The 22,652-nt window shown below is 38.8% G+C and carries 17 protein-coding genes; 2 read left to right on the top strand and 15 right to left on the bottom strand.

Annotated elements, in window-relative coordinates; translation table 11 throughout:
* From gtfA to LRA01S_RS08250, 4 genes are all read right to left on the bottom strand, one after another.
* The coding region (gene gtfA / locus LRA01S_RS08265) for a sucrose phosphorylase (RefSeq protein WP_061775160.1) at positions 1-1,423 on the bottom strand (1,423 nt) is incomplete at its 3' end.
* A gap of 87 nt (positions 1,424-1,510) precedes the next feature.
* Positions 1,511-2,338, bottom strand: coding sequence for a carbohydrate ABC transporter permease (locus tag LRA01S_RS08260; RefSeq protein WP_061775159.1), 828 nt, complete (start codon positions 2,336-2,338; stop codon positions 1,511-1,513).
* 12 nt (positions 2,339-2,350) lie between these two features.
* Complete coding sequence (locus LRA01S_RS08255; RefSeq protein WP_061775158.1) at positions 2,351-3,220, bottom strand: carbohydrate ABC transporter permease; 870 nt, start codon at positions 3,218-3,220, stop codon at positions 2,351-2,353.
* A gap of 100 nt (positions 3,221-3,320) precedes the next feature.
* Positions 3,321-4,565, bottom strand: coding sequence for an extracellular solute-binding protein (locus LRA01S_RS08250; protein WP_061775157.1), 1,245 nt, complete (start codon positions 4,563-4,565; stop codon positions 3,321-3,323).
* Positions 4,566-4,714: 149 nt separating this feature from the next.
* Between LRA01S_RS08250 and LRA01S_RS08245 the strand changes: the two genes are divergently transcribed.
* Positions 4,715-5,584: an AraC family transcriptional regulator gene (locus LRA01S_RS08245; RefSeq protein WP_061775156.1), complete on the top strand. Its 870-nt coding sequence runs from the start codon at positions 4,715-4,717 to the stop codon at positions 5,582-5,584.
* Positions 5,585-5,655: 71 nt separating this feature from the next.
* Here LRA01S_RS08245 and purH read toward each other — a convergent pair whose 3' ends face one another.
* The 11 genes from purH to LRA01S_RS08190 form a co-directional block, all read right to left on the bottom strand.
* Positions 5,656-7,200: a bifunctional phosphoribosylaminoimidazolecarboxamide formyltransferase/IMP cyclohydrolase gene (purH, locus tag LRA01S_RS08240; protein WP_061775155.1), complete on the bottom strand. Its 1,545-nt coding sequence runs from the start codon at positions 7,198-7,200 to the stop codon at positions 5,656-5,658.
* Between the two features lie 135 nt (positions 7,201-7,335).
* Entirely contained in the window at positions 7,336-8,304 is a 969-nt protein-coding gene (locus tag LRA01S_RS08235; protein ID WP_061775154.1) for a transketolase family protein, read from the bottom strand.
* Positions 8,297-9,166: a transketolase gene (locus LRA01S_RS08230; protein WP_061775153.1), complete on the bottom strand. Its 870-nt coding sequence runs from the start codon at positions 9,164-9,166 to the stop codon at positions 8,297-8,299. The genes LRA01S_RS08235 and LRA01S_RS08230 overlap by 8 nt, the downstream gene beginning before the upstream one ends.
* 25 nt (positions 9,167-9,191) lie before the next feature.
* A complete protein-coding gene (gene ulaA, locus LRA01S_RS08225) occupies positions 9,192-10,559 on the bottom strand; it encodes a PTS ascorbate transporter subunit IIC (RefSeq protein ID WP_061775152.1) in 1,368 nt (455 codons plus the stop codon).
* Between the two features lie 36 nt (positions 10,560-10,595).
* Positions 10,596-10,880, bottom strand: coding sequence for a PTS sugar transporter subunit IIB (locus LRA01S_RS08220; RefSeq protein WP_061775151.1), 285 nt, complete (start codon positions 10,878-10,880; stop codon positions 10,596-10,598).
* 3 nt (positions 10,881-10,883) lie between these two features.
* Positions 10,884-12,710: a BglG family transcription antiterminator gene (locus LRA01S_RS08215; protein WP_061775150.1), complete on the bottom strand. Its 1,827-nt coding sequence runs from the start codon at positions 12,708-12,710 to the stop codon at positions 10,884-10,886.
* A 188-nt stretch (positions 12,711-12,898) separates the two neighbouring features.
* Entirely contained in the window at positions 12,899-14,377 is a 1,479-nt protein-coding gene (gene galT / locus LRA01S_RS08210; RefSeq protein ID WP_061775149.1) for a UDP-glucose--hexose-1-phosphate uridylyltransferase, read from the bottom strand.
* Positions 14,374-15,552: a galactokinase gene (locus LRA01S_RS08205; RefSeq protein ID WP_061775148.1), complete on the bottom strand. Its 1,179-nt coding sequence runs from the start codon at positions 15,550-15,552 to the stop codon at positions 14,374-14,376. Before LRA01S_RS08205 ends, galT begins: the two co-directional genes overlap by 4 nt.
* Positions 15,553-15,570: 18 nt before the next feature.
* The gene (locus LRA01S_RS08200) at positions 15,571-17,778 is read right to left on the bottom strand and encodes an alpha-galactosidase (protein ID WP_061775147.1); all 2,208 of its coding nucleotides are present in this window, start codon (positions 17,776-17,778) and stop codon (positions 15,571-15,573) included.
* A gap of 129 nt (positions 17,779-17,907) precedes the next feature.
* A complete protein-coding gene (locus tag LRA01S_RS08195; protein WP_061775146.1) occupies positions 17,908-18,945 on the bottom strand; it encodes a LacI family DNA-binding transcriptional regulator in 1,038 nt (345 codons plus the stop codon).
* A gap of 125 nt (positions 18,946-19,070) precedes the next feature.
* Entirely contained in the window at positions 19,071-20,993 is a 1,923-nt protein-coding gene (locus tag LRA01S_RS08190) for a fructose-bisphosphatase class III (protein ID WP_061775145.1), read from the bottom strand.
* 140 nt (positions 20,994-21,133) lie between these two features.
* On the opposite strand from LRA01S_RS08190, the gene LRA01S_RS08185 reads away from it, so the two are divergent.
* On the top strand, positions 21,134-22,510 hold the full coding sequence (locus LRA01S_RS08185) for an SIR2 family protein (protein ID WP_061775144.1): 1,377 nt from the start codon (positions 21,134-21,136) through the stop codon (positions 22,508-22,510).
* The last annotated feature ends 142 nt before the right edge of the window (positions 22,511-22,652 follow it).

Raw genomic sequence — 22,652 nt, 5'->3', positions numbered from 1 at the left:
CATTGAGAGTGATCTCGAAAGCGTAAGTTTTAGCATTGGCGGTTAAGACGGCAACATTTTCTTTGGCTGCATCAAAGCGCGTAATCACAATCTCATTGTCACTCGGTGTCACAATTTCAATCCCGCCATCAAGGTCAAAAGCCTGCGCTGTGTTACGGAATGTCAACAGATTCAGTAATTTTTGAACGACCGGACGTTTGAGTTCTGTTTTAACTTCCTCGACATCATAATAATGGCGGTTAATATTACGGCCTTCCTTTGAAGACTCAAGTAAGTCTAGATCGTTTTTCCCTGCTAATAGGCCAACGTAGTACACTTGAGGAATGCCAGGTGCAAAGACTTGGAAAGCACGTGCTAACAAGTAAGCATCATCATTGTCACCTAAAGCTGAATAGTAAGTCGAATTAATTTGATAAATATCCAGATTATTATAGGCTTCCGATGAGAATATTTTCTTGACGTTAGCACCGACCTTATAGAGTTGCTCAGAAGTATACAGGGTTTCTTCATCAGTAAGAATATCCTTAGCATCAACAACACCAATCCCATCATGGGTATCAAGGGTTGTAAACTGCTTCATAGGAGACATCTTTAACCATTTGGCCAATTGCTTGGTTTGACCAGAGTAGAGTGTATAAAGACTAACCATTGGCAAGGCAAAATCATAGATATAAAAATCATGATCAGCAATTTTATGCTGAATACTATAGTGTTCATGAATTTCAGGCAGAATTTCACAACCCTTTGCTATCGTGATCTCTCTTACATCGTTTAGCAAGTTCCAAATTTCTGGCTCAACAAAGAAATCATTAGTATCTAACTTCTTAATCGCATAAGCAAAAGCATCTAAACGAACGATATCACACCCATGGTCAATCAATTGCTCCAGAGTATCTTTAATGAATTTCCGGGTGATATCTTGTGTGACGTCGAGATCAATCTGTTCTTCTCCGAAGGTATTCCAGACCAATTCGGTCGTCCCATCCGCAAAGGTCACTTCTTGGAATGGCGCCTTATCTTTCCGTTTATAAATGAGATCAATGTCTGCCTGTGTTGGTCGATTTTCCGGCCAAAAATTTTGATTACGTAAAAAGAGATTAGCAAAGTCGGATTCATCTTTCTTGTCCTTAAAATCAATGAATTCTGGACTCTGACGCGACAAATGATTGATCATAAAGTCAAACATCAAGTAATAACGCTCGCCAATGGCTTCGACATCTGCCCAATCACCAAAAGCGCTGTCTACTTGCCGATAATCTTGCGGTGCGAACCCACGGTCACCTGTGGATGGAAAGAATGGCAGTAAATGGACACCTCCCACTGCACCTTCCAAATCTTCGGCTAGGATTTTCTGGAGGTCCTTTAGATTTTTACCAAGGCTATCTGCGTAAGTAATTAACATGACTTTATTTTGAATAGGCATATTTTTCTCCTTTTGACTTTTTGTCAATCGTTTGATAATCGTATTATATCAAAACGCTTACCTGATGTAAACGTTTTCTTTGGAGTTTTATTTCACCGCACCGTTACTCATACCTGAGATGATACTCTTTTGGAAAAAGAGATAAACAATAGTAATCGTAACGATTCCGATGATATAAGAGGCAAAACTTGGACCAAAATCACTCATATATTGCCCCTGATAATTGTACTGGAACAAAGGTAATGTCCAAAATGAATCGTCTCGGTTAAGAATGAGCAATGGCAAGAGAAAGTCATTCCAAATCCATAAAGCATTGAGAATTAAAGTCGTTGCGTGCATGGGTTTCATCAGGGGAAAAGCAACTTTGATAAACATAGTCATCTTATTAGCACCATCAATCTCTGCTGCTTCATCCAAACTTTCAGGAATTGATAACTTAATATAACCGACATACAAGAATAGGGTTTGTGGAATGGCGTAAGTCAGATAGAGGAGCATCAGACCTGGCAGATTCATCAAGCCCATGGCTGTCATCTGATTAGTAATCGGCAGCATGATCACTTGGAAAGGTACAAAAATGCCAAGAATCAAAAGTGAATACATGATGGTAAAAGCTGTTTTGCGGCCAATATTACGTGCAATGGAAAAAGCTGCCATTGGCACGACTAAAATAATCATGATGATCGATACAACAGAGATAATAACTGAATTTAAGAAATATTTACCAATACCGTCTTCAATCAAACGCGTATAGTTTTCCATGGTAAAGGGTTTCGGTAAACTAAAGAAATGTTGCATAATTTGCGGTGTATCTTTAAATGAGCTGACCACTGTTAAGTAAATGGGAACCAATATTAGAATGGCACCTACAATGAGTAACAGTAAATGTGGTAATTTATTTTCTTTATTTTTCATTTTCCCACCTCTTTAGACTTCAAACTTCTTAGAAACAGCTTGTTGAATTAATGAAATCACAACAATGATGATAAATAAGACTACTGCAAGTGCATTGGCATAGCCGAAGCTATTATTTTTGAAGGCTGTGTTATAGACTAACATTCCTAATGTGGCAGTCATGTCATTAGGCCCACCACCTGTCAGAACAAATATATTATCAAAAGCTGTCAAACCACCTTTTAAAGCTAAAATAAAGACCATGGAGATAGATGGGATTAAGAAAGGAATTTCAATACTTTTGAAAATTTGTCTTTTGCTTGCCCCATCAATGGCTGCTGCTTCCAAAATCTCTTGCGGAATACTTTGCAAACCAGCTAGAAAGATAATCGTAGGTGTCGCTACACCCTGCCATAAAGCGACAAATAATACGGCGTAGACAACTGTCTTTGGATTTGAGAGTAGATTCTCTTTTAAAAACTCGATATGTAATGTTTCGCCAATTAAGGGAATGCCGTAAGCGAAAATTTGTTTGAAAATCATACCAATTGTAACGGTTGCAATAACTGCTGGAAAAAAGAACACGCCACGAAAGAAATTTGATGTTTTAAGTTTCGCATTCAGGGCGCGTGCTACTAAAATACCAATGGTGACTTGACCTAGGATCATACCAATCGTGAAAATAATGGTAAACTTAATTGTTTTAATAAATTTTGGATCACTGAAAATAGCTGTATAATTTTTAAAACCGATATAATCATAATTGTCTGTTAAGCCAGTCCAGTTGGTAAAAGAGAAGATAACGCCACGGATCGTCGGCAAATAAAAGAAAATCACTTGCAGAATAATTGGAATCAAGAGGAAGAGATATCCCCAATATTTACTGATAAATTTGTCTTTCATAACGAGAATTCCTTTTCTAAATTTGATCTAATTTATGAACTTTAGCCTGAACGCCTATCGCATATGCGTTCAGAAAAAATTCACAAATCAGAAATCAAGCTTACTTCATTGCGTCAAAGAAGACGTTGAGATCTTTGGCCATGGCGTCAGCATTACCAGTACGTGCATAATTTGCTGTCAGGGTATGGAAATCAACTTCACTGTCCCATTTAGATTGTAACCAAACGAATTGTTTATCTGTAAAGGTTAAACGTGTGATCCCTTCAAGTTCTGGTGTTTTGCCTTCAGTTTGAACACCTTTGACTGATGTTGGTTCACCATTGACATCGTAGTATTTTTGGAAGACTTTAGCCGTTGAGAAATACTTAACAAATTTTTCTGCCGCTGCTTTGTTTTTAGACGTGCTAGAAATCGAAAGTGCCATATCAGCAGCACCAACACTCATCGCATCAGCTTCTGTTTTTCCTGGGTAAGCAAATGACCGGATTTCAAAATCTGGCTTTTGTTGTTGGACTGCTGCAAGCGCCCAAATCCCTTGTGGCAAGATTAGTGATTTACCTGTTGCAAAAGCTGCAATCGCATCATCATAAGTGGCGCCATCAGCACCTTTTTGACCATTACCTTTGAGAATATCAAGTTGTTTGGCAACTGCTTGAAAATCTGGATTCGTTGTCTTAATAGCACCTTTTGGTGAGAAACGGAGCGCATTTTGTGCGCCATCAAAACCACCGTCCGCTTCAGCCCAAGCCAATTGACCGAAACCATTAAGTGACCAGGCATCTGCTTGCGTTAAAGATAAAGCAAATGGTGCTTGATCTTTACTTTTAGACTTGATATCACTGACAAGTGTTTCGAATTCATCCCAAGTTTTTGGTGTTTCAAGTCCTAGTTTCTTAAAAGCATCAGCATTGTAGAAGAACCCCCAAGCATTCGAATCAAATGGGGCGCTATAAACTTTGTCCTTGATGGCGTACTGTTCAGCAACACCATCTTTGATATTGCTCATGAAATCTTTACCTGTCAGATCTTCAAAAACGTTATTAGCTGCCCATTCTTGGAAATCAGCATTTTGTGGATAAACATTGATAATATCTGGTGTATCTTTTGAAGAAATTCGTGTTTTTAAAACGTTGCCTGGATCTGGGACGGAAACAACTTTAACTTTGATATCCTTGTTTTCTTTCTCAAAATCTTTAGCAATTTCTTTAGTAATCGCTAACGTTTCTTTCTTCTGAGTGAAGAATTCAATTTCAGTTTTTTTGCTGGCTGAGCTACCACACGATGCCAGTAAGGCAACTGACGCTAAACTCAAGAGGGACAGTGTCAATTTTGTTCTTTTTTTCATAAAAAGGCTCCTTCTATTGAAAACACATTTGTAAGCGTTTTCTATATCTTTATTATATGACAGAATACTAGGAATGAATATAGACAAAAGTTCTAAATATATGGTAAAATGTATGTAGTAAACGTTTACGAAAGAAGATTTAGTAAATTATGGAATACAAAGAATTTCATCAAAATTTTTTAGATATCAACCTTGATTTTGTAGGCAATGAAGCCACTATCCCCAATTTCAGTTTCGGTCCAGCAATAAGAGAAAACTATGTTATCCATTATATCACATCTGGTTCTGGTCTCTTTATGATCAATGGTTTCGATCATCAATTAAAAGCTGGGGATTGCTTTATCTTACCTGCTGACGTAGAAACATTTTACCAATCTGACGATCTCAACCCTTGGGCTTATTATTGGCTAGGATTAAGTGGCCGTGTTATCAATGATTTATTTGCGCGAACTGCTCTAAATGATAAGGGTTGGATATTAGAAAATGTCAGTAAATCTGAATTTATAGAACATTTTTCAAGGATCCAAAATTTAGTTGAAGATGATGATAAAACTGTTGACTTGGCAATTCAAGTAGAACTTTTTGCACTTATGAAAAGCTTAATTACCCTTTTCCCAAAATCAATCGCTGAGCATAGGAACCAATCTGATTATTATGCTGAAAAAGCCTATACCTTCATCAATCAAAATTATAGTCATGGCATTAAAATAAAAGATGTCTTAAGCCATGTGATGATTTCGCGCGCATATCTGTTTACTATTTTTAAACACAAGTACGGGCTATCACCTCAAAAATATTTAATTGACCTGCGTATGGCAAAAGCAGCAATGTTACTCATTCATTCAGACAATCTTATCTCTCAAATTTCTGAATCTGTTGGTTTCTCAGATTCACTTAGTTTTTCAAGTGCCTTCAAAAAAAGATATGGCGTCAGTCCAACAAAATTTAAAACACAGAAACATGATAATTTAATGCTAAAGACGCTAAATAACATGAATATGAATCGACTTAAAAAATAAGCCAGAAGCGGCTCTAAACTGCTTCTGGCTTATTTTGATACAGGTAGTATTAAATTATATCAGGCTATTGCTTAATGACGGAAGTGACGCGCACCTGTGAAGACCATGGCAATCCCATGCTTGTCAGCTTCATCAATGGCATCTTGGTCACGGACTGACCCACCAGGTTGGATAATCGCCTTGATCCCGGCTTTTGCGATTTCTTCAACATTATCTGCAAATGGGAAGAAAGCATCTGATGCTAAGACTGCGCCTTCAAGGCGGTCTGAGGCTTGCTCAATCGCAATTTTAACTGAAGCCACACGGTTGGTTTGACCTGGGCCAACACCTAATGTTTGGTGATTATTGGTGATGATGATGCCGTTAGATTTGACATATTTGACAGAACGCCATGCAAACTCAAGCGCTTCAACTTCCACTGTTGTTGGTTGACGTTTAGTCACGATTTCCCAAGTATCTTGCAACTTAACAGTTGTATCTTGATCTTGGACAAGTAGACCACCCACAACACCAGTGACTTCTTTTGGTGTTTCAGAAGCTTTTTGTTGCGCAAAATTAAGTTCTAAAATCCGAAGATTTTTCTTCTTGTTAGTCAAAATGGCCAAGGCTTCATCAGAATAACTTGGTGCGATGATGATTTCAAGGAAAATCGGATGCATTTTTTCAGCTGTTGCAGCATCAACTTCACGATTTAAGACGACAATACCACCAAAGATTGAAACTGGATCAGCTTCATAGGCAAAGTCCCAAGCTTTTTCGATCGTGTCAGCAGTGCCGATCCCACAAGGGTTCATGTGTTTCAAAGCAACAACAGTAGGCAAGGTGAAATCACGAATGATGCGAATCGCTGCGTCAGCATCACGGATATTGTTGAATGAAAGTTCTTTTCCGTTAAGCTGTTTAGCTTGTGAAATTGAATAGTCTATCGGAAGTGCAGTTTCATAGAAGTCCGCATTTTGTTGTGGATTTTCGCCATAACGCATGGGTTGTTTGAGATCATAGGTTAGGGTGAGTTTTTCAGGCTTAACTTCACCAACTTGCGCTGTGAAATATTCAGCAATTAAAGCATCATAAGCGGCTGTGTGACGGAAGACTTTCGCCGCTAATTTTTGACGCGTTTCATAAGTCGTGTCACCATTGTTAGCAAACTCAGTCAAGACAACCTCGTAGTCAGTTGGATCAACGACAACGGTTACGCTAGCATGGTTTTTCGCAGCCGAACGTAACATAGATGGACCGCCAATGTCGATGTTTTCGACAGCATCCGCATAGGTCACGTCTGGTTTGAGTATCGTCTCTTTAAAGGGATAAAGGTTGACAACAACGAGGTCAATCGGTAAGATATCGTGATTTTTCATAGCTGAAACGTGTGTCTCAAGATCACGACGTGCCAAAAGCCCACCATGAATTTTAGGATGCAAGGTTTTCACGCGCCCATCCATCATTTCTGGGAAACCTGTTACATCATCAATGGCAATGGTTGCAACACCTGCAGCATCTAATGCTGTTTTAGTACCGCCAGTAGAAATAATTTCCCAACCCAGTACACGCAATTTTTCGGCAAATGCCACAATTCCTGTTTTATCACTTACGCTGATTAGTGCTCGTTTTGTCAATGTCTCACTCCTTAAATATTAGTTGATAAGTTAATTTTAACTATTTATCTCTAATTTTGATAGCGAAAAAACGTATATCTTTACAAAATATACGTTTATCGTTCGGAAATTGATGGTATATTGAAATATGATGCTTTAAGCTTTATCTATAAAGTCTAGAATTTTTGCTTGCATTTTAGCTTTTGATAGACCAAATTCATCTTGTAAGTAGTCAGGACTACCAACTTGACCAAATCGTTCGTTAACACCAAGTTTTAACAACTTAGCATTAAGACCCGATTCTGCAATGACATCAGCAATTGCACTACCTAAACCACCTGTGACAGAATGGTTTTCAATACTAATCATCAAGTCATGCGTTTTAGAAAGTTCAATCACTAGATTGCTATCAAGTGGTTTAATCGTAAACATATCTACGACCGTTACATCTATTCCTTTTAATGCTAATTCATCGGCAATGTCTAACGTTTCACTGACGAGTTGTCCTGCTGAAAATAAAACGATATGGCTTCCTTGTTTAAGGATATTACCTTTACCCAATTCAAACCTTGCATCTGTTTCATAAACCTCGCGAACAGCTTTACGATTGGCACGAATATAATGAATACCTGCTTTATCTGATAATTCACGAATCAGCCAAGATAACTGAACACCATCTGCTGGATCACAAACGATACTGTTTGGAATCATACGCATCAAGGCAACATCTTCCCATGATGTATGTGTCCCACCATTTGGGCCAACAGCAAATCCTGGATCAGATCCAAAAATATTAATTGTCGTCTGCGCATAGCCACCAGAAATAAATAGCTGGTCAAAAGCACGTCGTGTCGCAAAAGGTGCAAAGGTATGACAGAAAGGAATGTGCCCAGTTAAACTAAGACCACTCGCAACCCCCATCATATTCGCCTCAGAAATGCCGACATTAATGAGTTGTTGACTATGTTTTTGCGTCAGGTTTGCAAAACCACTCGCACTGCCAAGGTCTGCCTCTAAAGCTATCACTTGCTGATTTTCAGTCATCAACTCGTCTAACGTTGCGACAAATACAGCGCGAAGTTCTGGTCCCATTTTTGTTCTATCTTGTTTTATTTGATTAAGCATGACTTCCCCCTTTAACAACTTGTTCTTCTAAGGTGGTGATAGCTTTATCCAACTCTTCTTGATAGTTTGCTGTGCCAAATTTAACAGAATGATTATCCTCTAATTTTTCGAAGAATGGGACACCTTGTGCTTTTATTGTATCTAAAACAATGGCAACAGCACTATTTTTTTGATCTTTTAAGAAATTAAGCGCATCATCAATAGCTTTCAAGTCATCGCCTTTAACTTTCAATGTGATAAAACCAAAACTCTCCATTTTTTTCTGAATATCGAAGGGATTCAGAATATCAGCAGTGTAGCCATCAAGTTGTTTCTTATTGTCATCAATCACGACAATACAACGGTTCAGTTTATTGTGTGCAATATATTGAAAGGCTTCCCAACACTGTCCTTCGTTTAACTCACCATCTCCAACTATGAGATAGGTATAAGCGTCATTATCAGATAATCTCAAACCTGTCGCCATGCCCGCAGCAATAGATGTGCCTTGACCAAGAGAGCCGGTTGTGGCATCTACACCTGGTATTTTCAATCGGTCTGGATGACTTGGTAAATGCGTACCACCTTCATTCAGTGTCAATAACCATTCCTGCGGAAAAAATCCTTGTACTGCTAAGGTTGCATACAAAGCAGGACCAGCATGACCTTTAGATAAAACAAGTCTATCTCGTCCTATCCAATTTGGGTTACTTGGATCTATTGCCATCTGCTTACCATAAAGAACAGCTAACAACTCAACAATTGACATTGAGCCACCTAGGTGACCATAGCCCATATGTCCTAGCATCTTAAGTGTTTCTAGTCGAATTTTATCTCGTAAATTTTCTAAGTCACTTAATTCTGATCTATCATCTTTTTTCATTTTTTCTCCTTGAATGACCTTTGTCTTATGCTTCTGTTGATTTTTTAGCATTACGAACAGTTGTTACTTTGCTTGCAACTAGAACAAGTCCTAATACGACTAAAATACCAATCATCACAAGCATCTTGCCACCACCATTGGCCATGTTACCAAGTAAAAGACCGACAACACCATAGTCAGTATCAGAGAATGTAGAACCAGCAAAACCTAAGTCACCCATAACAGGCATTAAGAAAATCGGCATGAAACTAATTAAAATACCTTGTAAGAATGAGCCAAGAACAGCCCCTCTCACACCGCCAGTCGCGTTACCATAAACACCTGCAGTTGCACCACAGAAGAAATGCGGTACGACGCCTGGAATAATAATCGGCAACCCTGTCACAGCCATGACAATGAGCGAAAGAATACCGCCAACAAATGATGAGAAGAAACCAATCAATACAGCATTTGGTGCATAAGGGAAAACGATCGGGTAATCTAGGGCTGGCTTAGCATTTGGTACCAATTTTTCTGAGATCCCTTTGAAGGCAGGTACAATTTCTGCCAAAATCAAGCGAACACCAGCTAGGATAATAAAGACACCAGCCGCAAAACTACCTGCTTGTTGCAAAGCATAGACGATATAGTTTGTGCCACCTGAGAGTTTTTCTGTCACATAAGCATTACCTGTAAAGATGGCAACAATCATATAGACAACACCCATTGTGAGTGTAATCGAAACAGTTGAATCACGTAAGAAAGCTAGACCTTTAGGGAAATTAATATCTTCAGTTGATTTTTCTTTATTGCCGAAATATTTCCCAATGATGGCTGAAAAGGCATAGCCGAAATTGCCGGTATGGGCTAAGGCAACCGAATCGTTTTTCGTCACTTGAACAGTAAAGGGTTGTAAAATTGCTGGGAAAACTGTATTTGCGATACCTAGAGAGATACCGCCAAATAGGACAAGCAAGAAACCATCCAACCCTGAAACACTTAGAATAACAGCAATCATACAAGCCATATATAAGGTCGCATGACCTGTCAGATAAATATACTTGTAGCGCGTGATCCGTGCAAATAAAATGTTAAAGAGCATCCCAGCTAGCATGATCAATGCCGTATAAGTCCCAAATTTTTCTAAGGCAACGGCAACAATCGCTTCATTATTTGGCACAACACCAGTCACATGGAAGGCTTTTTGGAACATAATCCCAAACGGTTCCAAAGAAGAGACAACAAAGTTTGCACCAGCTGTTACAATCAAGAAACCGACAAAAGTCTTAATCCCGCCTCGAATAATATCTGCTATCCCTTTTTTCTGCAACAGCAAACCCACAACCGCAATAAATGCAACTAAAATAGCGGGCGTACTCGCAATATCAATTAATACGTCTAAGACATCTTTCATGTTGATTATTCTCCTAATCTAGTTTATCAGTCATCCTCAAGCAGGCAGACCAGCTTTTTTAACAACTGCTGTCACTTTTTCTCTTAATTCGTCCATATCAATGATGGAATCCAAAACTGTAACATTCCCTAAATGTGTTGTACTATCAGCTAAGTCACCACCTACAAAAAACATATCTGCAAGTTCAGGCGCTGCACTCCCCACATCATAATGTTGTACATCCACATCTTCCAAACCTAATTCTTTTAAAATCGTTTTGATATTCATTTCTACCATAAAACTTGACCCTAATCCTGAGCCACATACTGCTGCTAATTTCATATTTTATTCCTCACCTTCTTGAATTAATGTGACAATTTCTTCTGTCGTTTCAGCTTCTAAAAGCCGTTGTACTGCGGTTTTATCCGTCAATATCTTCGTTAAACTGCTCAAAGCACGCAGGTGTGTTTCATTATCAACCGCTGCCAAACAAATAAAGATACGAATGGGATTTTTTTCATCATCTAAAAGATAAACAGGTTCCGAAAATTTCAATAAAGACATGGCTAAATCTTTGACACCATCCTCCGGTCTAGCGTGCGGTAATGCAATCCCAAAACCTAAATGGATAAACGGACCAAAATCAAGCACTTTTTGAACCATCGCATCTAAATACCGCGGCTCTACATCATCATTTTGAACAAGTGGTGCTCCAGCCAAGTGAATCGCATCTTGCCAGTTCGGCGTCGGCGTCTCATGGTTAAAGCGAATTTTATCGGGTGTTAATAATTCTGAAAGCATTGGGGATTCATCACCTTTCTTTTTTAACTGCTTCATCATTTTTTTAGTGACTAGTTTTTTTATTTTGTCCTGCGTCACCCCTTCTTTTAAGGTCACATAAGGTAAAATAGTTTCTAGTATGTCAGTAACGGATGGGACAACCACACTAGGCAATAACAACTCTCGCTGTACCTGCCGTAATAGTTCAACCTTATCAGTTGTGCTCAAAATAGGTGGCATCACATAAAGTGGTTTTTGTGTCTCCAAATCAACACTTGAAAAGATTAAATCATAATCATCCAAAGGCATCTGCTCTAATTCAAAGAAGGACCTCGCCTCAATAAAATCAAGCATTGGGAAAAGCGTTGCTAACTCTGAACGCATAATCAAGGAACTACTCATTCCACTAGGACAAACGACCAAAGCTCTGTATCGTTTATCTTCCGGCCGTTCTGCCATATTAGCAATTTCTCCACCAAACAATATCGTAAAATACCCAATTTCACTATCTGGTAATCTCTCACCAAGCAACTCTTCTAAGGGTGTCAAACTGTAGTGTGTGATTTGAAAGAGATGATTGTACTGTTTTTGAATTTGCTCAATCAAGACATTTTGAATGGTAAATTTCCCCAAAATTCGAAAGTATGCTGGTACAAGATGTGCATAAATATGATCAACGACATTATTAAATGCTTTAAATTCAATGCCAGTCGAGTGCTCAACTTTTCGACAAATCTCGTAAGAACAATCGTAGAGAAATTCAGTCTCGTATTCCCGAACTTTGGCTTGAATCATACCCATCAAAACCATTGCCCAGTAATTTGTTTCGGCCTCTTGATTGACGACGCCAGGAAAGTGCTGTACTAATTCAACCACTTTTTTCTTGATGATTAAGTGATTTAAGATGCTAATTTCACTATCAGTCAGCACAATCGAGTGTGTGCTTGAACGAATGATAACAAAAGCTAAGAAATAAATTGTCTCTTCTGTCCTACTCGGTACAACAGTTAGACGATGATTTTTAAAAAATTGTCGAATTTCTGTCATCACGCGCAAATGAAAGTCATCCGAAAATTGATTTAAAATGTTTACCATCAATTCTTTAGTGGCAGGTTGATAAAGTAAGGCAAGAATACTTTTTTGAATGATTTGTCGAATCAATCTTTCATCACCATAGAAACGATAACCAGATTGTCGACTATACTTAAGGACAACATCATTTTCTTGGGCATATTTCTGTATTTTTTTGATGTCTGCTAAAATAGTTCCTCGAGAAACGAACAGGGCATCTTGTAAATGGTAAACAGAAATTTCTTCTAATTCAGCTGAAATCATAAGAATAGCCAAAGCTTGTCTGTCGTTTTCAGTCAAATTGATTGCTTGCCGTATCATCTTTTATCTCCTCCTCACACTTTAATTGTAAATGACAACGCTTTCAAAGTAAAGAAACGTTGAGTTCAAATTGCCAGACTCAATTTTAGAATGACTATACTGTTCTTTATTTTAAAGCAAAAAAAATCATCCCTAGCTAGCTTGTCATGCCAACAAAGGATGATATGTTTTCCATTATCTCGAATCAGTTACTTTAATTCAGCAATAAACCGTGCAAAGGCAGCGTTCCCGTCTGTGGTGTCCTTAAAGACTCCAGCATGCTCTAATACCGTCAAGAAGACTTGGCCTAAGGCTGCTTGCATATAATCATCTATCGCTTCGTTTTGATAGGCTTGCTTCAATTCTTCGGCCCATGGTTGATGGTAGGCTGCAACGGTGTCGGCTTCGCCAAGGATATAGCGTTTCACTACCTCAAGCTCTGTTTTCAGGCGTCCTGGTAAAATCGCAAGTCCCATGACTTCAATCAAGCCGATATTTTCACGCTTAATATGTTGAACATCGCTGTGTGGGTGAAAAATGCCATCCGGATGTTGCTCACTCGTGTTATTATCACGTAAAACGAGGTCAATCTCGAAATCATCTCCTCGACGGCGTGCGATAGGTGTGATCGTATGATGTTGGGTACCGTCTGCTGTCCTTGCGACTATTTCCACACTTTCATCAGTGTACTGCTGCCATTTTTCTAGGATGAAAGTACTTGCTGCCACCAAATCTTGGCTATTATCAGCTGTTAAGCGAATCACGCTCATTGGCCAGTTGACGATGCCAGCGACTACATTTGGAAAAGTCGGTATGACGAACTGACGTTTAAGTTCAGCCTTAGCCATAGGAAAATCGTGATGCCCCGCCTGATAATGATCGTGGCTGAGAATCGAGCCGCCGACAATCGGCAAATCAGCATTTGATCCTGCAAAGTAAGTCGGCAAACTGTCAACAATCGCTAGCAAGCGCGCAAAGGTCACTTGAGAAATCTTCATCGGACTGTGCTTTTCAGCAAGAATAATCGAATGTTCATTAAAATAGGCATAGGGCGAATATTGGAATCCCCAAGTCTCGCCAGCAAGGTCAAGCTGCACAATCCGATGATTGGTCCGTGCCGGATGGTTGAGTCTGCCCGCATAGCCTTCATTTTCGATGCAGAGTAAACATTTAGGATAGCTCGACTGCACGGCATTTTTTTCCGCCGCAATCTGCTTGGGATCCTTTTCAGGCTTTGATAGATTGATCGTGATTTCGAGCTCACCATAAGGACTTGCGCTGTAAAAATGTTCATTTTTGGCAATGGCGCGTGTCTTGATATAATCGTTTTTCTTGGATAAGTCGAAAAAATAATCAGTCGCTGCTTTTGGCGATTGGGCGTATTTTTCTTTAAACCGTCGATTGACACTAGCTGGTGTTGGGGTCAAAAAGTTCATCAACTTCGCTTGAAAAATGTCTTCATTTGCGGCTATCTCATCAAATTGACCATTTGATTTAGCCACAGCACAAAGGAAGTCAGATAAGGTGAGCGAGTCGTCATTGCCAGATGGTTGAAGATTTTCTGCTAAATCATCTTCACCGATTAAAGCCAATATCAAATTTTGTAAGTAAATGCGATCGGCCACTTCGTAAGCTCCTAGCTTGATGGCAAGATCTGCGAAGTCAATCACTGCTTGTGAGATGTTCATAATTTTCTAGCTCCATCTGCAATCGTCGCAACGTAAAAACTGGCATCATATCCGATTTTTTCAAGGTAAGTTGCTGACATTTTCGAAATAAAGGCCTCGATGTCTGACGTTTTAACAAGGGCAATACCACAGCCACCAAATCCAGCACCTGTCATCCGTGCACCAAGAACCCCAGGCAAGCCTTGTGCTGTTTCAGTCAAGGTGTCCAGTTCGATCCCCGTCACTTCATAGTCATTTTTCAAGGACTCATGTGAAGCGTTGAGTAATTGACCAAATGCTTGTAACTCACCAGCTTCTAGGCAGGTCTTAGCTAATTTTGTTCTTTCGTTTTCATAGACGGCGTGTTTGGCACGTTTTTCTAATGTCACGTCTCCAATCAAGGCTCGATTTTCTTCAAATTCTGTTGGGGTCAATTGACCAAGCGCTGTGATCTCAAGCTTCGTTTGCAAACGCTTGAGTGCTTCCTCACATTCGGCCCGACGTTCATTGTACTTAGAATCCGCTAATTCTCGGCGCTTATTAGTATTCATGATGACAATTTTATAGTCGCCAAATTCAGCAGGGACGAGTTCATATTTAAGTGTATTGGTGTCTAATAAAATCGCTTTGCCAATTTCGCCAAAGCCAATGGCAAATTGATCCATGATACCTGAATTAACGCCAATGAATTCATTTTCTACTTTTTGACCGAGCTGGACTAAGGTTAATTTATCAAGACCCAGATGATATAAATCATTGACAACTGTCCCAACCAACAACTCAAGAGAAGCTGATGATGACAAGCCTGAACCATTGGGAATCGTGCCTTCAATGACGAGCTCAAAACCAGTTTGAATAGCATGACCTGCTTCTTTTAATTTAAGCAGATAACCTTTGACAAAATTTCCCCAGTTGGCTTCTGGTGTATTGACAAGCTCATCTTCAAGTGAAAATTCAATCACACCAACTGTTTCAAAATTTAGGGAATAGACTTTTACGAGACTATCTGTGCGTTTTCTTGCGACACCAAAGGTGCCAATACTGATGGCTGCTGGAAAGACATAGCCACCATTATAATCCGTATGCTCCCCGATTAAGTTAATCCGGCCTGGCGAGAAATAGTTAGCTGTTGCACCATCACCGAAGAGGGCTGTAAATTTTTCTGTGACTTCTTGTTTCATTTCTTTTGTTGACATGATCGTTCCTCACTTGATCTAATTTGACTTGACCTCATTTATGACAAATTTGCGACTTTGATAATCTCCAACTAGGAAAGGATAGATATGAAGACCGACAGACATTAATTCATCACCACCATATATGGCATCACCGTTGACTTGATAAGTTTTCTCAGGTGCAAGTCCTGTGAATTTAAGTGTCCGAAGGGGACCAGCTGATTCTGCATATTTTCTAAAATAGAAACCGATGGCTTGTGACTGATCACCATTGACAAAAAGCCATGCTGTTTGATCTGATTCAAATGGTGATAAGAGACGATGGAATTTTCCATACTGCAAGAGTTTACGATGTGTTTTGTAGAAAGCAACCTGTTCAAGAACGACTGCTTTTTCTTCTTGTGTCATGTCTTGAAGATTCAGTTCATAACCAAAGACCCCGCTCATGGCGACATCACCTCGAATCTCTAAGCCTGTTTCCCGATATGTTTGGTGATTGGGCACTGCTGATACATGGGCACCCATCGAAGAAATGGGGTAGACTAGGCTCGTGCCATACTGAATATCTAAGCGTTCAACGGCATCTGTATTATCGCTCGTCCAACTTTGTGGCATGTAATGTAAAAATCCAGCATCGAACCTACCGCCACCACCTGAGCAGCCTTCCCAAAGGATATGATCATAGTCCGTCGTCAGTTCTTCTAGCATCTCATAGAGTCCTAAAACGTATCGATGGAAGACTTCACCTTGGTGCGCTGCACTTGCTGTCGCTGAATAAACTTCCGTCAAGTTACGGTTCATGTCCCATTTGATATAGTCAATGTCAATCGTATCAAGAATAGCCCGCATTTGCGCTGTAATTGTCTCGCGAACTTCTTTGCGTGAAAAATCTAGCACGTATTGGTCACGAGAGGTACTCATAGAACGCCCTGGTATTTGAAGGGCGTAATCAGGATGTTGACGAAATAGGTCACTATCCGCATTAACCATTTCAGGTTCAAACCAAAGGCCAAAGGTCATATTTTTTTGATGCACATAGTCAGCGATGCCTTTGAGTCCACCTTTTAGCTTCTCTGTATTTTCAAACCAATCTCCCAAACCTGATGTATCATCATCACGTTTACCAAACCAGCCATCATCTAAAACGAAAAGTTCAATTCCAAGATCAGCGGCACTATCAACAATTTTCTTGATTTTATCCGTATCAAAGTCAAAATAAGTCGCTTCCCAGTTATTGATGAGGATTGGGCGCTCCGCCTGACGGTATTGTCCACGCGCCAATCGGTTTTGAAGTAAGTCATGAAAGGTTTGGCTCATGCCATTAAGTCCTTGATCAGAATAAACTAACAGGGCTTCAGGTGATTGGAAAGACGCATCACTCTCAAGTTCCCATTCAAAACCAAAGGGATTAATCCCAGCCATGACTCGCGTCTGTGAAAATTGATCTCGTTCAACCAACATTTCATGATTGCCACTATAGACTAAAGTTAAACCAATTGCTGTCCCTGTAAATTCGTCTGTTTTGGGTTCAACGATCGCAATAAATGGATTAGATTGGTGGCTTGACGTGCCACGTTTGCTGTCGATGATTCGTGTGCCACGTTGAATCGTCTGACGTTCAATTTCACGTTCTTTGACATGTCGTCCAGGCAAACTAATCAGCTCCAAGTCTTGCTCTGGTAAATCAACTGATAAACTCGCTAACTTTTCAATGACAACTGGTGCCATCCCATTATTTTCAAGCAAGGCATTACGCGCAATCACATTGCGTTGTGCATAAATCGTGTACGAAAGTTTTAATTTGAGGTTGAGTAGTTTATCAATCAAGGTGATGACAAGTGTTTCAGCTTCTTCATCACCTCCTACATAAGTCGCTGGTAAACCATCAAGTATAGGTTTACCAGAAATAATCTCATAGCTATCGTAAACAAATTCAGTGATTGATGAGCCATTTGTTTGCTTAATTTGAACAGCAGGATTTCGGAAATCGCCGTGACCATAACTTGGAAATTCTTGTGAGATGACATCCAATGAAAAATCACGTGTATTAAGCGGCATCCCATCCGGATTTGGCGAGAAACTACGATTCATGGCTGGATATTTCCGACCAGCATGATAAGTTTTAATGACTTTACCGAAATAAAGATGACTCAGATAACTTTCTTTTTCAATGCCGATGAGATAAGAAATGGATGTGTTTGAGAGGTGAAAAATTTTGTTGTTTTCATCAAATGTGATTAGTGTCATGAGTGACCCGCTTTCTTTATTTTACTAAACGTTTACTAAATAGATTATATCTTTTTATGAAAGCGTTGTCAACATTTTAGAAAAAAATAGCTTGATATACTTACAAGCATACCAAGCTATTTAATGACATTATGAAAGTTTGTTTTTTCGAACGCTATCACGGACGATAATCTCTGAGGCAACTTCAACACGTAGGGCAGTCTTTCGACCGTCTGAAATACGTTCTTTAGCTAATCTAACGGCAACACGTCCAATCTCCAGACTATCAATATGGACTGTACTAAGTGGCGGTGACATAAAGCCTGCCATCTCAATATCATCAAAACTAAATACAGAAATAGTTTCTGGAATGTCGATGTTTTTCAGCTGCAACGCACGATAAATCCCGATACTCATGGGATCACTAGCGGAAATAATGGCTGTTGGCAACTGATCGCCAGACGATTTAACTAACTCATTTGTGGCATTTAAAGCAAATGCCATCGTCCAATCACCCGTTTTAATTTGGATATTATCTGACAAACCATGGATGGTCATCCAGTTTTCATAGGCAGTAGTCCTAACGTCTGCTAATAAGTATTGATTCTGCCCATTCAAATCAACCGTTCTAATTTCACCACCAATGAAGGCGATTTGTCGATGATTTTGTTCATAAAGATAATCCAAGACTTGCTCTGTTTGTTTGGCAAAGTCGGTATGAACGAGATCATAACGAGAGCTTGCGAAATGATTATCAACGACAATGAGATTTTGATTGACTTTGTAAATATCTGCCAGCGTCTCATCTGTAAAAGCACCAATCGTAAGAACCGCTCCAAATTGCGCAAGCTGCTCAAGGCTCACTTCCCCTAACTTCAGCGTTTCAAGTCTAAAATTCCAATTACCCGCTTCAAGTGCGATACCTTCCTGAATCAAACGAAAATAAGGATCATCATTTTCACGTTTGGATGAATGCGTCTTGATCACAGCAATCGATAATTTATAAGATTGTTTTGGAGATTTAGGCCCTAAATTTTCCACTTTGTGATAATTAAGCTGGTTGGCTACTTTAATAATTCTGGTGCGGGTTGCTGGTGAAACACTCATGGTTTCATCCGCATTTAAGACTCGTGATACCGTAGCAGGCGAAACACCTGCTAATTTTGCAATTTCTCTAATACTCGCCATAGCTTACAATTCCTTTACTTGCTGATGTTTCATTCTCTTAATACATCATCTTCTACCATTATTTTACATTAATTTAGACGTTTAGTAAACAAAAAAGCAAGCTTTATGCTTACTTCTCTTCATGATTAGGACATGTAATCCATTAACTCTGTCAAATCCGCAATGTCCGCACGTAATTTATCGCCGATCGTCGTATCTTTAATCAAACGGCGTTTGGGCTTTTCTTCTAGGAAATATTTTAAGGATTCGTTGCCTTTACCTTTAGCCAAAATCTCCTCAATTGACGTAAAAGGGGCGTGGGTAACGATTTTAAAACCGTAGGAATCGTTTAAGAGGGAATAACCTGCGATACCGGTCGTTTTTTGATAGGCTTTACTCATACCGCCATCTATCACCATGAGTTTCCCATTGGCTTTGATCGGACTTTCACCACTGGCAACCTTGACAGGTGTATGCCCGTTAATCACAACGGATTGTGGGTCATTCAAACCAAATTCTGCCAAGATCATGTCCATGATTTCTGGTTTTTCTCTGTAGGCAAAATAAGGATTTTCGCCTTCTTTATGCGTCGTTTTATCTGAGATAAAATAGCGCTCAAATGTCGTCATGGACGAGCGACCAAATAAAGGCGAGCATTTACCGGCCCAAGCATACCACATCAAATCAGTCGAGTAATCATCATAAATCTCAGTATGGCGAATCCCACGTCTGATGTGCTCTTCAAATTTATCAAGCAAGGCACGACCAGAATAGAGAGTGCCGCCAATACTCATCGATAAAAAAGTGCCATCCTTTTTCAAAGGAATGCAACCATGGTACAGCAAATGACGGTTGTAAACAAGATATGCTGATCCCTTTTCGACTAGAAACTGCATATGGCGCTGGAATTTTTCGGATTTCTGTAGAGAAGATAATATCGCCGCCATGACGTAGGCTTCGCTTTCAGTCAACTCATTGGGATGGTACTGTGAAACGGTTTGGAAACACGTATTTTCCAGAGGATAGTCTTTTTCATTTAGGTTGATGGTCTTGTGTTTATAGTCTATTTTCTCTAATAGATTACGCTCCCCCATCTCAAACTCAGGTCGACGCGCGATAATTTGACCTTCTAGCTTAAACTGAATCACAGTCAAAGCCTGATGGACTTTGGTCAAACGCGCTTGATTTTCCACCCCTAGCAAATCATCATCCGGACGTGCTGTCGGCTTAAAAGCTGAGTTCAGTTCATAATGTTCCTCGGCAAACAAGAATAATGGCCGCAGATTCAGGGAATAGGCTGTTTCTAACTCATAGAGATAGTTATACTTCACCGCAATTCTTAACAGCGTTGCAAGACTCGCCATATTACCAGCATAAGCCCCCATCCAGAGCACATCATGGTTACCCCACTGAAAATCCACATTATGAAACTGGATCAAACGATCCATCACCTTATCTGCACCCGCACCACGGTCAAAGACATCGCCAACCACATGCAGATGATCAACCGTCAACTGCTGAATCGTCATACACAAACTGCGAATAAACTTATCCGCCTGATTCAGCTCAATCAAGCGCTTAATGATCTGCTGATAATAATCCGCTTTCTCAGACTGATTCGTCTCTAAACTAAGCATTAATTCTTCCGTAAAATAGCGGAAGTCTTCATTAACCGCCTTACGAACCTTAGAACGAGAGTATTTAGTCCCCAGAAAACGCAGCAGCTTAATCAGACGATGAATCGTTTGACTCGACCAGTCGTTGGCTGCCTCCAAATCTTTAGGTTTGCGTTGGAGCATGTCTGTTGGATACGCAATCAACATAGCTAGACGATCCATTTGTTCAGGGTCTTCATCCCCAAAAATAGTATCGATTTTCTCTTTAATATTCCCAGCACCCGTCCGGATAATGTGGTTAAATGCCTTGTATTCAGCATGAATATCGCTGATATAAAGCTCTGTGCCCTTAGGTAAGTTAAGGATAGCTTCCAAGTTGATGAGCTCGCTTGCGACTTTGTCATTGGTTTCATACTTTTCAGCTAATAAAGAAAGGTATTTGTTTTCCTGCATGCTTGTCTTCTTTCCTGATGGGATTTTGATAGGTCTATTATAGCATGGAATTAGGGTGTTTAGGATTGCTGAATTAGTTTTTTACTCAATTTTTTGAACTAAAATAACCTTCAAATAATATTCGATTATTTGGAGGTTTTATGACAATTGGCAAAGATGATTTCATACGATTTTATGCAACTCAAGTTCAAAGTGATGATATGTCACTTTTTTTAGGAGCTGGTATTTCAGCTTCCTCTGGTTATCCAACTTGGTCTAAACTTTTGGAGCCTTGTGCTAAATTATTGAATATTGAAATTACTGATTCAACTAACTTATTTAAACTATCACAATATTATGCAAACCAGTATGGAATTCCTGAATTAAAAAAAGTAATTAATAATAATATCAATATATTGAATAAACAAAATGACCTTATTGCAGAGCTTACAAATTTTAACTTTAAAACAATTTGGACAACTAATTTTGATACACTTGTGGAAAAAACTCTAGCTGATAAAAATATATTGACGAATATTATTAGTGATGAAAAAAATTTACCTAATACTAAGTGTTTAAATAGAATTAATATTTATAAACTAAATGGTGATATTAATCATCTAAATGAGATAGTGATTACTCAGGAAGATATTGATTCATATAATAAAAATCATGAATTATTTTTAACTTTCTTAAAGAAGGAACTTGTAACAAATACATTTCTATTCCTCGGATATAGTTTTAAAGATAATATAATTCTATCGTGCTTAAGCTCTATAAAACAATACTTAGGTGAAGGGGCAACTTGTCATTATACTATTTTAAAAAGAGAATCCGATGATCCAGAGTTTCAACATTTTATTTATGATATCGAAAAAAGGTACCCTATAAAAATTTTATTAGTTGATACTTATGATGAAATTCCAGAAATTTTGAATGAATTGAAAAATAAAATTCAAAGTAAAAATATATTTTTCTCGGGAGTATTTGATTCATTACCAGATGATGATGAAAAGTTTGCAAAAGATATTTGTAAAAAAATAACTTATGAATTATTTGAGAGAGAATACAAAATATTCACAGGTTATGGAAGGACTTTCGGATACTATCTTTCAGGAAATGCTACACAATATCTTTTAACTAACAATAAAGAAGTTGAGAGAAACTTAATTATTCGTCCATTCCAAGAATCAATGACCAGTGAAGAAAAGACTAATTACAGAAAGATGCTTTTATCAGATTGTTCTGTTGTGATCTTTATGTACGGTCAAAAACCAGATGCTAAAAAAAACAGAACAAAGTACATTGTATCTGACGGTATGCTTGAAGAGTTTGAAATTGCTAAAGAATCAGGCAAATATATTATTCCTGTTGGTAGTACAGGCTTTGTAGCTAAAAGTATATGGAATGAAGTGAAGAGCAATTTATCTAAATACGCATATTTAGAAAAAAATATTGAAAATTTGAATTCATCAGATGCGTCTTTAGTTGTAAAAACAATATTACAAATTCTAAACGAGATATCAAATCATGTTTAAGCCTATTCTTAAAATAAGTTCAGCAATTTGAATTTCCCTATCGTTAAGAGGAATGTTTAATTGAGTGTTTGAGAAAAGATATTTTATACTTCTCTGAATATTGTTAGGTAATTCAATAATATTGTCAATAAAAATAAATATA

The organism is Pseudolactococcus raffinolactis NBRC 100932 (assembly GCF_001591765.1).
Taxonomy (GTDB): domain Bacteria; phylum Bacillota; class Bacilli; order Lactobacillales; family Streptococcaceae; genus Pseudolactococcus; species Pseudolactococcus raffinolactis.
This window is presented reverse-complemented; position numbering and strand designations above follow the sequence as displayed.